Raw genomic sequence first — 13,815 nt, 5'->3', positions numbered from 1 at the left:
ATGAACGATCCAAAAAAAGAGTTTCCCAATACTTTTTTATGGGGAGGCGCAATTGCTGCTAATCAAGCAGAAGGTGCGTATGATGCGGATGGTAAAGGATTGTCTATTGCTGATTTCCATGCATACAAAAATAGTCTGAGTAAAGATGATCGACTAGAACATGCTACGCTAAGTGTAGCTGATAAAATGTTTGAAACAAATAGTGATGCTTATTATCCCAAAAGAAGTGGAATCGATTTTTATCATCGATATAAAGAAGACATTCGTTTGTTCAAAGAATTAGGGCTTCAATGTTTTCGGACATCCTTCAATTGGACCCGCATATTTCCTAAAGGAATTGAAGCATCCCCTAATGAAGAAGGATTAAGGTTCTATGATGCATTGATCGACGAGCTTCTTTTAAACGATATCGAACCTGTAATGACGATATCTCATTACGAAATGCCCACGTATTTAGTTGAAGAGTACGGCGGATGGTTATCAAGAAAAACAATAGATGCATACGAGCATTTCTGTCGTGTATTATTTGATCGTTATCATAAAAAAGTCAAATATTGGATTACTTTCAATCAGATAAACTTGTTATCTTTTAACTCATTAGGATTCAAAGAAAGCCAAACAAATCATGTTCTTGAATCCACGTATCAATCTGTTCACCATCAGTTTGTCGCACAAGCAAAAGCCAAAAAATTAGCTAAGAAATATAGTGAAGATATATTGATCGGTACGATGCTAAGTGATAAAATCGCGCACCCTGCGACATGCAAACCTGAAGATGTTTTGTTTAGTTACAGAAAAAATCAAATGGAGTATCTTTTTGGTGATGTGGCTATGCGAGGATACTATCCAGGATACGCCCTACGCTTTTTTGCAGAAAATCAATTGGATATCAATATAACTAAAGATGATGAGTTGTTATTGCGAGAGAATACAATGGATTATCTCTCATTTAGTTATTACTACACCAAAATCAATGATTCTGAGAAAAACAGCTTTTCGCCAATGGATAAATCAAAAAATCCATACTTAAAATCCAGTGAATGGGGTTGGGAGATTGATCCCCTTGGTCTGCGTACAGCGTTAAATCAGTATTATGATCGTTACCAGTGTCCATTATTCTTAACCGAGAATGGAATAGGGGCCACCGATCAAATAGCAGCGGATGGGTCTATTTATGATCCGTACAGAATCGATTACCTTCAAAAGCATTTTGAACAAATGAAAGAAGCAATTTATGATGGTGTAGATTTGATTGGTTATTGTTTATGGTCGCCGATTGATATCGTCAGTTGTTCTTCAGCTGAAATGGCGAAGCGTTACGGTGTCATATATGTGGATTTGGATAATGAAGGAAATGGCACTTTGGAAAGAAAGAAGAAAGAAAGTTTTTATTGGTATAAACATGTCATTCAAACAAATGGTGATGATTTAAGTTTTACGCAAAAATAGAAATAGCAATGAAAAAAAAGATACACAAAAAGGAGAGCAGCTTTAAGCTGCTCTCCTTTTTTAGTCAAACGTTAAAATAGTGATCATCTAAAAAATAGGATGGAGTTATTTTTTAGAAAATTTGTCTTCGTCGCCCAAATAATCTTTACTCGTGAAGGCGCTATGGAAATACTTGCCATCTTGACCATAATAGCGGTTATAGCGTTGCTTGAATTTGCGGAATAAATAAACAACCAATACTTTGATCAAGCAGTAAATAGGAATACCAAAGATCACGCCCACTAACCCCAATAAATCACCCATGACCAGTAAAACGACCAAAATCGTGATGGGATGGATTTTCAAACGATCGCCCATGACCCGTGGGACAACCAAGTCACCGTGGAGTAATTGCACAGCGAACCAAGCAATCAAAAATTTGATCAACATGCCAGTTGAATCCTGCGCGGCAATAAATAATCCTGGAAAGAAGACGATAAACGGCCCGATATAAGGAATGATACATAATATACCAGCAGCGATAGCAATAATACTCGCATATTCCAAGCCAATCAGTAAGAAAACAACCCAGTATATGGCACCTAGGATCAAAGAAGAAATGATTTGCCCTTTAAGAAAAGCACCGACTTGCAAATCCGAGATTTTGATAAGCTCATTAAAATCTTTTCTAAACCGAGGCGGGATCAGAGATAACATTGAAAAATAAAACTTGTTGGGATTGCGCAGCAAGAAAAACGCAATGATAGGTCCCGTAAATAGCGCGATAAAGAGAGTAGAAATCGTAGAAAAGAGACTACTTAATCCGGCAGCACCTGTTTGCCAGTAGTCGCCAATGAAGGACATGATGTTACTGGCAATGTCTTGGAAAGTATCTGTGATCTGCGACATTTCATCATGAAACGGCGTGTTCGCCAAAAACGAATCGGCATTGCGTTGAAAGTCATCGACTAAATCAGGCAAGCTATTGATGAGATCGGTGGTTTGTTGCGCCAAAACAGGATATAGTTGAAATCCTGCAAAAACGATCAACAAAATGATGATTAAATAAATCCCCGTTATCGTTATAGTACGCGGAATTTTAGGTTCCAATTTGTCTACGATCGGATTAAACAAGTAGTATAAAATCAGACCAAATAAAAATGGCGGAATAATAGCTGTTAAGATTGCTGTGAAGGGAGTAAACAAAAAGGAAATTTTGTTCAATAAAAAGATAGCGACTGTACAGAGGATGATTAAACCAAGTACATAATAACTGGTTTTGCCGCCTAAAAATTGGATCAATCGATTTTTTTTCATAGTATGCCTCACTTTCTATGCTTCATTATAGCGAATCTCAAACTATCTGTAAAAAAAGAGCGAGTCTTAGCAAAAATATTTTTACCCAGCTATCTTCTTCACGTTTCTATTTATGTAAGGGCGCCACTTACAGTGGAAACGAAAATGATAGAGGGAGGAAGTGAAAAGGATGAAAATCGGTACAAACACCAAGTTATCGGTGCGCATTGACACACCTCAAGCACAAAAACCAATCAATCAAACATTGAATCGTGTAACGAATGGTGCGAGTGAGGCGCAAATCATTGCTGTCGGTGAGGCATTGACGCAGTTCTCAGCGACTGCAGAATTGTCTTCAGTTGTCGAAACGATCCAAAATGAATATGTGAAATAAACGTTGCTAAATAGGCAAAGAAAGGAGCAGGCGATGAAAAAATTACACACGATTTTCTTAAACAGTGAAGGCAAAAAACACACTTTGCAACCAAAAGTATTTGATGAAACCATTTCAGCAGACCAAGTTCGTCAAGGAATGGAAGCAATTGCGGCAGTCGGTATTTTTGAAAGTGATGACGTGCAGTATTATGCGGAAGTATCAGGTGCGAAGATTGTTGAAACGATTGAAACGCAATTGTTTTAATCGCTAGTTATTGATGGGAACAGCGAAAAGAATGTGCTCTTTTCGCTGTTTTTCTATGCAAAAAAAGGAGTGTGGAGAGAATGATTCCATCACCTATAATCATCGATATCAGTGAATGGCAAGTGCCAAGCAAGATTGATTACGACCGTTTGGCAGCAGATATCGATGCGGTGATCGTGCGGATTCAATACGGTGAAAATTATTTAGATAAGCATTATCAAACGCATATCGAAGCTTTTAAAAAACGTCAAGTGCCTGTAGTGGTATACGCGTGGGTGCGCGGCATAAGTATCGCTGATATGCAATCTGAGGCCAAGGCTTTTTGGGAAAGGGGCCGACAATTTGCGCCGACTTTTTGGTGGCTAGATGTGGAAGAACAAAGTATGTCAGATATGCGCAGCGGTTGTGAGGCCTATCGACAACAGTTGAAAACGCTTGGAGCTATGAAAGTCGGTGCATATATCGCCAATCATTTGTACAGTACCTTTCAACTCCAAACGGATCTTTTCGATGGCATCTGGCTGCCAACTTATGGCAAAAATACTGGTTATTATACTGGCAGTGAGCCAACTGCCAGCAAAAACTATCATGTACACCAATACACGTCAGCTGGTCGTCGTGCGGGTTATCAGGGTCCTCTTGATTTGAATCGGTTGGTGCAAGGGTCATTTGATTTTTTCTTTGGGGGAGACCGTGGAGATGATGGACAATCAATACAACAGCCGGTCAATGAAGAAGAGGCACTAGGAGGAATGAGGATGAAACGATTTCAGTTGATGACCGCAGTCCACTTGCGGCAACAGCCAACAACAACGAGCAGAATCATTGCTACATTGAAAAGCGGAAATCATGTGATTTTGCAAGATTTTGTTATAAGAGAAGGCTACCTGTGGGGTGAACAGCAACGTAATGACAAAAGCAACGCTTACCTGGCGTTAGGTACGTTTCAAGGATATGGTCAATTTGTATAAAGCAAAACAAGCAGCTTATTGGTTAGCTGCTTGTTTTTTTTGCTTCAACGTTGTCAAGGTACATCGGCCAACTGCGGTCTTTGGTCCGTTTTCTTGCCAAATCGTCGCTTGCCATGTCTGGATGCGATGACCGATTTTATCAGGTATGGCTTCGACGATCAACACGCCATCTTGAACAGCATGTAAATGATTGACTTGCAAATCAATACCAGCAGCAAAGGCCTCATCGGCTGCTAATGCCTGATTGGCGCCGATACTGCAGGCGGTTTCGATCAAGACCCCGTTGATGCCCCCGTGAACGATGCCAAAGGGTTGCTTATGTTGCGGACCAATATTCATTCGCAATCGGACCTGGGCAGCTGTGGCTTCTTCTATTTGAATGCCTAATGCTTCTAGTAAGTTCATAGTACGGCCTCCTTTTTTGTCTGATTATAGCATGTTTTTTGCATGATTATCTGCCTGCAATCTCATATATCATAAAGAAGTTGTGTGAAATTAATTCTTTAAAGCAAAGCAATTTTCACCGAAAAGCACGTAGTTATGTGTATAATGGAGCTATGTGAATTGAGGAGGAAATTGTAATGAGAGAATGGAAATCCCTGAAAGAATATGATGAAATTTTATTTGAACAACATGGGAAAGTGGCGAAGATCACGATCAACCGTCCCCACGTACACAATGCCTTTACACCAAAAACGGTGTTTGAAATGATCGATGCGTTTTCAATCAGCCGTGATGAACCTGGTATCGGTGTGATCATTTTGACTGGTGCCGGCGACAAAGCTTTCTGTTCTGGCGGTGACCAAAAAGTACGCGGCCACGGCGGCTATGTAGGTGAAGACCAAGTACCACGTTTGAATGTTTTGGATCTGCAACGTCTGATTCGCACACTGCCAAAACCTGTGATCGCCATGGTCAAAGGCTGGTCGATCGGTGGCGGCAATGTCTTGCAATTGGTTTGTGATTTGACGATTGCGGCAGAAAATGCGAAGTTTGGTCAAACTGGGCCGAATGTAGGGAGTTTCGATGGTGGTTACGGTTCTGGTTATTTAGCCCGTACGATTGGCCATAAGAAAGCCAAAGAAGTCTGGTTCATGACAAAACAATATACAGCTGAAGAAGCGTTAGCGATGAACTGGATCAATACAGTTGTGCCATTAGAAGATGTTGAAGATGTGACGATGGAATGGGCAGAAACTATGCTGCAAAAGAGTCCTTTGGCACTCCGGATGATCAAAGCTTCAATGAATGCTGATACGGATGGATTAGCGGGTATTCAACAATTAGCAGGAGATGCAACGCTCTTGTACTACACAATGGATGAAGCCAAAGAAGGCCGCGATGCCTTCAAAGAAAAACGTCAACCTGATTTCGATCAATTCCCGAAATTTCCATAATGACAGGGAGTTGGCTGCAAAGGCAAGCACAACTTCATCCAGAACGACCAGCTTTTTATTGGCAGAATAAAAGCTGGTCGTTTGCTGCCTTACAAGCAGAAGTATACCAATATGCTGCCTACTATCAACCCTTATTACAGGGTGTGGGTCGCGTGGCGATTTTTAGCGACAACAAACCAGAGATGGTCTTTACGATTCTTGCATTATGGGAAATGGGGATTGAGGTTCAGTGTTTGAATACCCGGCTGACGAACAAAGAGTTGACTTTTCAACTTCAAGATGCGGGCTGTTCACTGGTGATCACCGACAGTCCATTTGAACTGGCTGATGGCCGATTCCTATCCTTTGGCAAGTCAGAAGAAGCTTCTTTTCCCATAGGCGATCATCAGGTATATCAACCAGCACAGATTGCTTCGGTGATGTATACTTCAGGAACTACCGGTCATCCTAAAGGCGTACCGCAAACCTTTGGCAATCATCAAGCTAGTGCGGAAGCGACACAGCAAAACTTGACGATTTCTGTAGCAGATTGTTGGTTGTGTGCGGTCCCTTTATATCATATCAGTGGTCTATCGATTGTATTACGGATGTTGCATCTGGGGATAAGTATGCGGTTATACAGTCGTTTCGATCCGAATGAAATGGCTGCAGATCTACTGAAGGGCGCAGGAACGGTAGTATCATTGGTAAGCAAAATGTTGAGGGATATTTTGCCATGTGTACCGCACGAGGGTTTTCCTGCACTGCGTTATATTTTGCTCGGCGGTGGGCCGATCGATCGCGGCTTGCTTGAACACTGTCAGCATAAACAGCTTTCTGTTATCCAGTCCTATGGGATGACAGAGACCTGTTCTCAAGTGGTGGCATTGCCACCTGAAAATGCCTCTGCTAAACTAGGGTCGTCAGGTATCCCTTTAAGGAATGTCCAATTGAAGATAGTAGTTCCCCAACAAATGTTGGATTCAGCCCAGCAAGCAGAAGCTGTAGGAGAAATCTACTTAAAAGGACCAGCTATTGTGTCAAGTTATCTTAATGGTCGAGGACAGGAGCAGTGGGATCAAAAAGGCTGGTTCGCCACGGGTGATTTAGGGTATTTAGACGAAGAAGGCTATCTGTATGTAGTGAGTCGCTCAAGTGATTTGATTATTTCTGGCGGTGAGAATATTTATCCTGCTGAAGTAGAACAAGCGCTGCAACAGCATCCGGCCATTATTGAAGCGGCTGTTGTCGGTCAAGACAATACCCAATGGGGTCAAGAAGCCGTTGCATTTGTGGTAGTGGATCAAGCTGTCTCAAAACAAGCACTGCTTGATTCTTTAGAAGATACGATTGCCCATTATAAATTTCCCCGCCGCTTTTTCCAGATTGACGCATTGCCGCGCACTGCAAGCGGTAAAGTCATCAAACGGCGGTTGTTAAGTGAAGAAAGAGTGAACGAGATTGAATAGTAATGTGACAAAATACCAACAGGCATTTGATTTGGGGAAAAGCTATTTTAGTAGCTGTGAACAGATAGCCTATGCAGATGTTTTAGCGATTTACCGTGCAGCTGAAGCAGCAAAAGGTGCGCGATATTTTTGGCGTAATCCTGATCAAACGATGACGATTGCTGCTTTTCATTGGTTGGTTGCGTATCAAAAACCATCCTTAACGGCATTCGATACCACTCAAAAAGAGTTGCAGACAAAACATTATCAGCCCGAAACGGATGCCTGCCAAGCGTTATTGCTGGGTGGTTTTGCTTTTGATGAAAGCCGTGCTGCACAAGCAGAATGGGCGCAGTTGGGCAGTGGTTTATTTGTTTTACCAGAAATCATGATCAAACAAGAAGGAAGCCAAACATGGGTGGTTTATACTGTCAAAGCCAGCAATGAGACACAAAGGCGCACCCAAGTTGCTGCCTTGCAAGCACAAGTCATGCAGTGGATTGAGCACAGTCAGCAAGTAGAGGCAACGGCTCCATTTGCTGTTGTGACGGGGCAAGTTGAAGTAGCTGTACCCGAGTGGCTGCAAGCAGTAGAAGATACCGTCCATGCCATCAAGGATCCGTCGATCGATTTGACGAAAGTCGTTTTGGCGCGCCAAATGCGTTTGACCACAATGGAGGAAATCAACAGTGCCACGGTACTGACTCATTTAAGTCAACAACAGCCGAATACCTATTTGTTTGCTATGGAACAAGAAGCGACTTTTTTTATCGGTGCTACACCGGAACGCTTATTAAAAGGGACTGTCGATCATTTTGAAACGGTGAGCATTGCAGGTTCTGCGCCTCGTGGCCAGACGGAAGCAGAGGATCAAGCCCTTGCTGACGAATTATTGCAAGACCCGAAAAATACCCACGAACATCAAGTAGTGGTGGATCGTTTGGCAAATGCTTTGTCCACGTTGATAGAAGATGGCTTCTATTCAGAAAAACGCTCCGTAATCAAAAATCGGGATATCCAGCATTTATTCGTTCCGTTAAAAGGAAGACGAAAAACAGATGTTTCTTTTTTGTCTGCTGTTCAAAAACTGCATCCGACACCTGCTTTAGGTGGAGAACCTAAAGCGGCTGCCGTTCAGTGGATCAAAGCGCATGAGCCCAATAGTCGCGGAATGTATGGCGGGCCAATCGGTTGGTTAGGCATTCAGCAAGATATCGGTGAATTTGCAGTTGCGATCCGATCAGGCGTTGTGACGCAAAATAGTGCAACGTTGTATGCAGGATGCGGGATTGTCGCGGATTCGCAAGCTGTAGCTGAGGAACAAGAAACACGGCTGAAATTTCAACCAATGCGAAGGGGGATCATCGGAGATGTCTAATCAAGAAGTCATGACAGATTATTTGCTAGCAGCAATCGAAGGATTGAAAGCAGCTGGTGCCAAAAGAGCTGTGATCAGTCCAGGCTCACGTTCGACACCGTTGGCATTGCTCTTGCACCGGGATCCAGACATGGACTGTTTTGTTGATGTCGATGAACGCTCGGCCGCCTTTTTTGCGCTCGGGATGACAAAAGTGGATGGCAAACCAACTATCTTATTGTGTACATCTGGCACAGCTGCGGCCAATTATTATCCGGCAATTTGTGAAGCAGAAGCCGTCAATTTGCCCTTGATCGTACTGACGGCTGATCGTCCACCTGAATTAAGAGGGGTTGGGGCGCCGCAAGCCATGGATCAGCAGAATTTATACGGATCGCATGTCAAGAAGATGATCGAAATGACTGTGCCTGAAAACCAGCCGAACATGTTGCGGTATAGTTTTTGGCAAGCCGCCAATTGTGTGACAAAAGCCAAAAAGCAACCCCAAGGACCTGTGCAAATCAATTTTCCTTTAAGAGAGCCTTTACTGCCAGATTTTGAACGACAAAGCAAGATACAACAACCATTTGTGTATGTCGATCCAATCAAACAGTTGTCTCAGGAGATGGGCCAACAGTTGTTGCCCCATCTTCAAAAAAAAGGCGTTATTATCGTGGGAGAGAGCCTGACATTGGATCAAGCGAAATGTTTGCGCCTATTTGCAGCAAAAATAGGCTGGCCAATCATTGGCGATCCTTTGACCAATCTAGCCACTTGCGGTGTAGAATCGGGCGTGTTTATCAGTCAAGCAGATTTGTTGCTGCCGCATGTAGATGCAACCTTTCAACCAGATGTCGTGTTGCGTTTTGGCCGCTTGCCAGTGACTAAGAACGTACTTTTGTGGCTGAATCGATTACCGGAGTCTGCTACTTGGGTATTTGTCGACCCGTCTGCACAATGGCAAGATCAGTTGCACCGGGCGAATTATTTGATTGAGGCTGAAATCGATGTCTTTGTCAGCCATTGGCAAGACCAACAATTTAGGATCGATCATGATTGGATCACACAATGGGAAGCGGTACAAGATGCTGCCAACCAAATCATCACGGATCAATTCACAAGTCATCCATTCGATGAAAGCCAATCTGTTCGTATTTTACAACAGACCTTGCAAGCTGATGCGCAGATTTTATTGGCCAACAGTAACGCAATTCGGTTCTTCGATCGTTACGGAAGCGAAACGTCTAAGCCGTATCGCGTTTATGGCAATCGAGGGGTCAATGGAATTGATGGCCTGATCTCGACAGTTGCCGGTATTGCAATGGTGAGCCAAAAACCCACGTATTTATTGATTGGTGATTTGGCCTTGTACCATGATATGAACGGCTTGCAACTGTTGCGGCAATATCATTTGCCAGTGACGATTGTTTTGTTGAATAACAATGGTGGCGGTATTTTTTCTTTCTTGTCACAAAATACCTTATCACCGGAAGATTTTGAGCCATTGTTTGGTACGCCTTTGAATCTTGATTTTAACAAAGTCGCAGCGCTTTATGAAGCCAACTGGACATTAGCTGAAACAGCAAGTATGTTTCAAGCACAAATCGAAGCCTCCCTTAGCCAGCCGCAATTTCAAATCATCGAAGTCCGAGGCACGCAAACAGAGCCCGTCCTTCTTTGGGAAAACAGTCAAAAGCTGTTTGCTGAGGGGTGGTCAAAATGATTTGCCAGATTCGCGGTGTCCAGTATGCCTATCGATGGCTGCAGCCATATAATAATACGTTGCCAACGATGGTGGCCTTGCATGGCTTTACAGGAACCAGTGAAACGTTTGTTCCAATGTTTGATCAAAAGCAAAACTATAATGTTTTGGCAATCGATTTAATTGGGCATGGGCAGACCTCTGTTTATGTGCATCCGTTGCGCTATGAAATTCCTCAGCTAGTTGCTGATTTGGCTGAACTCATGACACGATTAGCGGTATCTGAATATTTTATTTATGGTTATTCAATGGGGGCGAGAGTGGCTTTGGCCTGGACGGTACTTTTTCCAGAGGCAGTTGCAGGTTTGATCATGGAAAGCGGCTCACCAGGCATAGCCGCAGCTGCTGAAAGAGCAGTACGCTTCAAACAAGATCGGCGCCTCGCTATCAAGCTTATGGAAGGCACATTAGTGGAATTTGTCGATTATTGGCAATCGTTACCGTTGTTCTCCAGCCAAAATGAGTTGCCAGAAACGCAGCAAATGCGTGTTAGAGAGGGACGTTTACGACAAATACCCTTTGGTTTGGCTATGAGTCTTGTTTACGGTGGAACTGGGAAACAGCCAAGTTATTGGGGGGCGCTAGCAAATATACGCTGTCCGATTTTGTACGTAGCTGGTGAAAAAGACCGCAAATTTCAAGAGATTGGTCTAAGGATGAAAGAAATCCAACCTACGATCACGTACCAAGTGATTCCGGCAGCTGGTCATTGTATTCATTTGGAACAACCGAGAATGCTTTTGCAAAACATCAATCAGTGGATCAAGGGGATTGATGTTACAGCGTAAAAGAAAGAGGCGACATCTATGCAAATCAAAAAAATTGAATCGATTGCTTGTCGTTTGCCGCTGAGACAGCCCTTTGTGACAAGTTATGGACAGTTAACAGAAAAAGCCTTTGATCTCATTCGAATAACAGCCGACGATGGGACTGTGGGGATTGGAGAGCTGGTGGCTTTTGAACAACCAGATTATATTGAGGAAACGATTTTTTCGGCAAGACACGTGATCAAACAGCAATTGGTCCCGATGGTGACTGGGACGAACCTTGATCATCCAAACAAAGTCTCGGAGTTATTCTCATCTGTTCAAGGCAATACCATGGCTAAGTCAGCGGTAGAAACGGCGATGTGGGATTTATATGCCAAGCAATCAGGCTGTAGTGTCTTAGATTTTTACCCCTCTGCGCGCGAACAAATTGCGGTGGGGGTGAGTGTTGGCATGCAACCAACGACGGATCGATTGTTGGCGCAAGTTGGACAATATGCTGCACAAGGCTATCAACGTATCAAATTAAAAATCAAACCCGGGTGTGATCGAGTGCCGTTAGCGGCTATTCGAGAAAATTTTCCCGATTTAATGCTGATGGCTGATGCCAATGGTGCTTATGTCGGGCAAGAAGATGCGTTATTGGCGTTAGACGACCTTGGACTGATCATGATCGAACAACCATTAAACGTGCGAGATCTGACAGGGCATGGCGCATTGCAAAAGAAAATGCGTACACCGTTATGTTTAGATGAAGACATTCGCTGCGTTGAGGATATTGCGACTGTGGCAGCCTTGGGCAGTTGCCAAGCCATCAATCTTAAAATCCCCCGCGTTGGCGGTATCACGGAAGCACAAAAAATCGTGGCTGCTTGTGCAAAAAATGGCTTGACTGTGTGGTTAGGGGGAATGTTTGAATCTGGTGTCGGACGGGCAATGAACCTGCAATTTGCCAGTCAAGAGATCTTTCAATTTCCTGGTGATCTATCAGCCGCCGACCGTTATTATTTTGATGATATCGTGCAGCAACCAGCTGTCCTCGAGAATGGTCAGTTAACTGTACCAAAAGGTCTAGGCTTCGGGGTGATGTTAGACGAAAACAAGCTGATTAAATATGGGGACATGCCTCAAGTTTTATTTCAAAAAAAATAGGCATCTCATCATCGTGAGATGCCTATTTTGTTACGCTTTAAACTCTTTTTCGATCTGCAAGCGTTGCACTTTCATCGTGGCTGTTCTTGGAATTTCATCATAAGCTCTTAAGATTGGTTCATTTAATCGTGGGAGATCTGCCACGGCTTGCCACCAGGCATCCCAATCCATTTCGCGATTTGGTGCCAGGGCGATGATCGGTTGAGGAGAATCTTCTTTGTCTCGAACGATCACGACTTCTGCTAGAAAATCGAGTTGATCCAGTAATAGATCTTCTAATGCTAAATTACTTTCGATTGATTTGATCAAATCGACTTGACGGTCTTTAAGATACAAGTGCCCCGTTTCATCGATCATGCCGTAATCACCACTATCCCACCAAGCACCATAGACATTGTCTGCAAACCGTTGATCTTCTTTATAATAGGTCAAGGCGCGCCCTTTTGAAAGGAAGTGGATATGGCCGTCGGTATTGACTGGTAATTCATTTCCTTGGGCATCCGTGATCCGTGCGCGTGTCAAATCAGTTAGACCTACCCCCATATCACGGGCATTGTTTTGTTTCAAACTTTCAAGCGTATGCGCTTTAAGAATCATTGGTCCGCACTCACTTTGCCCGTAAACTTGTAAGAAAATTGCTTTATGGTCAGTTGCAGTTGCCAAGAAAGAGGCCATGGTCTGATTGTTGATCGCATCGAATGTTGAATGATAATAGCGAATGCCCGCGAATGCTTCGGGGTGTTCTTCAGCCACAAAACGCCATTGCACAAAGTTGTTCGGATGTGTTTCAAGCGCAATTGGCGGATAATCTGTTAACATGCGAACAATATGCGGGCCGGATGCACCTGCTAGGGGCATCATTGGAAAGCCCATCGCCATCAAGGAAGAAATACCAATGTTGAATCGTGAATGCACCGGAGAAATGTGGAATGCGACTAAATCTGAATCCGCTTGTTGGCGATCGATCTTGGTAAAAATCGTTTTTTGCCACTTTGTGCGCCACCCCATAGATTGGGCTGAATGACAAATCAATTTAGGAATACCGGTTGTACCAGATGTATGCGTCATATAAGAAATTTGATCGATGGGCAATTCAACTTGTTCAACAGGGTCTGCCGCAGCCAATAATAAATGACGTACTGAGATTTGTTTTTCAGGGCTGCTGTTTTTGACCAGTGCTACGCGCGCTTCTGTTTCTTCATCAAACAGGATATAGGGATCTTCTAAACGGTCGACGAAGACTTCGATCGTAGCTGCTGGAAAATGATAAGAAATCATGACAGGTACGGCCCCTAAATACGAGGCTGCTGTAGCCAATAGATAGGTATCAAATTTTGATGATTTGTATAAAATAATTTTGTCGCCAGCTTGCACACCAAGAGATGCCAATTGATAAGCCCGTGTTAGAACGGCTTCATGGCTGGAACGATAGGTACTTTGATAACCCAACTCAGGAAACGCCGCTAAAACTTCATCGTGGATGATTTTGACATCGGGATATTGTTTCGCTGCTTCTTGGTAGTTCGTATACAGATTCAAAGGCTGATAATCTAATAAATCCATGGATAACACTCCTTTAGGTTCGTGAAAAATTTCATTTATTGCTTATTTTAGCATA

At 43.2% G+C, this 13,815-nt stretch carries 13 protein-coding genes; 10 read left to right on the top strand and 3 right to left on the bottom strand.

Annotated elements, in window-relative coordinates; translation table 11 throughout:
- Nucleotides 1-1,449: a glycoside hydrolase family 1 protein gene (locus IGI41_RS11720; RefSeq protein ID WP_430609951.1), complete on the top strand. Its 1,449-nt coding sequence runs from the start codon at nt 1-3 to the stop codon at nt 1,447-1,449.
- Between the two features lie 105 nt (nt 1,450-1,554).
- Here IGI41_RS11720 and IGI41_RS11715 read toward each other — a convergent pair whose 3' ends face one another.
- Nucleotides 1,555-2,745: an AI-2E family transporter gene (locus IGI41_RS11715; RefSeq protein ID WP_430609949.1), complete on the bottom strand. Its 1,191-nt coding sequence runs from the start codon at nt 2,743-2,745 to the stop codon at nt 1,555-1,557.
- Between the two features lie 169 nt (nt 2,746-2,914).
- On the opposite strand from IGI41_RS11715, the gene IGI41_RS11710 reads away from it, so the two are divergent.
- The 3 genes from IGI41_RS11710 (at nt 2,915) to IGI41_RS11700 (ending at nt 4,335) form a co-directional block, all read left to right on the top strand.
- Entirely contained in the window at nt 2,915-3,118 is a 204-nt protein-coding gene (locus IGI41_RS11710) for a hypothetical protein (protein WP_430609947.1), read from the top strand.
- Nucleotides 3,119-3,151: 33 nt separating this feature from the next.
- Nucleotides 3,152-3,364: a DUF2922 domain-containing protein gene (locus tag IGI41_RS11705; RefSeq protein ID WP_430609946.1), complete on the top strand. Its 213-nt coding sequence runs from the start codon at nt 3,152-3,154 to the stop codon at nt 3,362-3,364.
- An 80-nt stretch (nt 3,365-3,444) separates the two neighbouring features.
- Complete coding sequence (locus IGI41_RS11700; RefSeq protein WP_430609945.1) at nt 3,445-4,335, top strand: glycoside hydrolase family 25 protein; 891 nt, start codon at nt 3,445-3,447, stop codon at nt 4,333-4,335.
- Between the two features lie 15 nt (nt 4,336-4,350).
- On the opposite strand, the gene IGI41_RS11695 is transcribed toward IGI41_RS11700, so the two are convergent.
- Complete coding sequence (locus IGI41_RS11695) at nt 4,351-4,740, bottom strand: PaaI family thioesterase (protein ID WP_430609943.1); 390 nt, start codon at nt 4,738-4,740, stop codon at nt 4,351-4,353.
- Between the two features lie 176 nt (nt 4,741-4,916).
- Here IGI41_RS11695 and menB point away from each other — a divergent pair, with 176 nt between their 5' ends.
- From menB to menC, 6 genes are read left to right on the top strand one after another with little or no spacing between them, the layout of a single operon-like run.
- On the top strand, nt 4,917-5,732 hold the full coding sequence (menB, locus tag IGI41_RS11690) for a 1,4-dihydroxy-2-naphthoyl-CoA synthase (RefSeq protein WP_430609942.1): 816 nt from the start codon (nt 4,917-4,919) through the stop codon (nt 5,730-5,732).
- Nucleotides 5,732-7,180: an o-succinylbenzoate--CoA ligase gene (gene menE, locus IGI41_RS11685; protein ID WP_430609941.1), complete on the top strand. Its 1,449-nt coding sequence runs from the start codon at nt 5,732-5,734 to the stop codon at nt 7,178-7,180. The genes menB and menE overlap by 1 nt, the downstream gene beginning before the upstream one ends.
- Nucleotides 7,173-8,537 (top strand): isochorismate synthase, encoded by a 1,365-nt coding sequence (locus IGI41_RS11680; protein WP_430609940.1) that lies wholly within the window; start codon nt 7,173-7,175, stop codon nt 8,535-8,537. Before menE ends, IGI41_RS11680 begins: the two co-directional genes overlap by 8 nt.
- A complete protein-coding gene (menD, locus tag IGI41_RS11675; protein WP_430609939.1) occupies nt 8,530-10,239 on the top strand; it encodes a 2-succinyl-5-enolpyruvyl-6-hydroxy-3-cyclohexene-1-carboxylic-acid synthase in 1,710 nt (569 codons plus the stop codon). Before IGI41_RS11680 ends, menD begins: the two co-directional genes overlap by 8 nt.
- Nucleotides 10,236-11,066, top strand: a complete 831-nt coding sequence (gene menH, locus IGI41_RS11670; RefSeq protein ID WP_430609938.1) for a 2-succinyl-6-hydroxy-2,4-cyclohexadiene-1-carboxylate synthase — start codon at nt 10,236-10,238, stop codon at nt 11,064-11,066. Before menD ends, menH begins: the two co-directional genes overlap by 4 nt.
- 18 nt (nt 11,067-11,084) lie before the next feature.
- Nucleotides 11,085-12,197, top strand: a complete 1,113-nt coding sequence (menC, locus tag IGI41_RS11665; RefSeq protein ID WP_430609937.1) for an o-succinylbenzoate synthase — start codon at nt 11,085-11,087, stop codon at nt 12,195-12,197.
- Nucleotides 12,198-12,227: 30 nt separating this feature from the next.
- Here the strand turns inward: menC and IGI41_RS11660 are convergent, their stop codons facing one another.
- The gene (locus tag IGI41_RS11660; RefSeq protein WP_430609935.1) at nt 12,228-13,760 is read right to left on the bottom strand and encodes an AMP-binding protein; all 1,533 of its coding nucleotides are present in this window, start codon (nt 13,758-13,760) and stop codon (nt 12,228-12,230) included.
- Nucleotides 13,761-13,815 lie beyond the last annotated feature (55 nt).

It is taken from the genome of Enterococcus sp. DIV0876 (assembly GCF_050529585.1).
GTDB lineage: Bacteria > Bacillota > Bacilli > Lactobacillales > Enterococcaceae > Enterococcus_D.
This window is presented reverse-complemented; position numbering and strand designations above follow the sequence as displayed.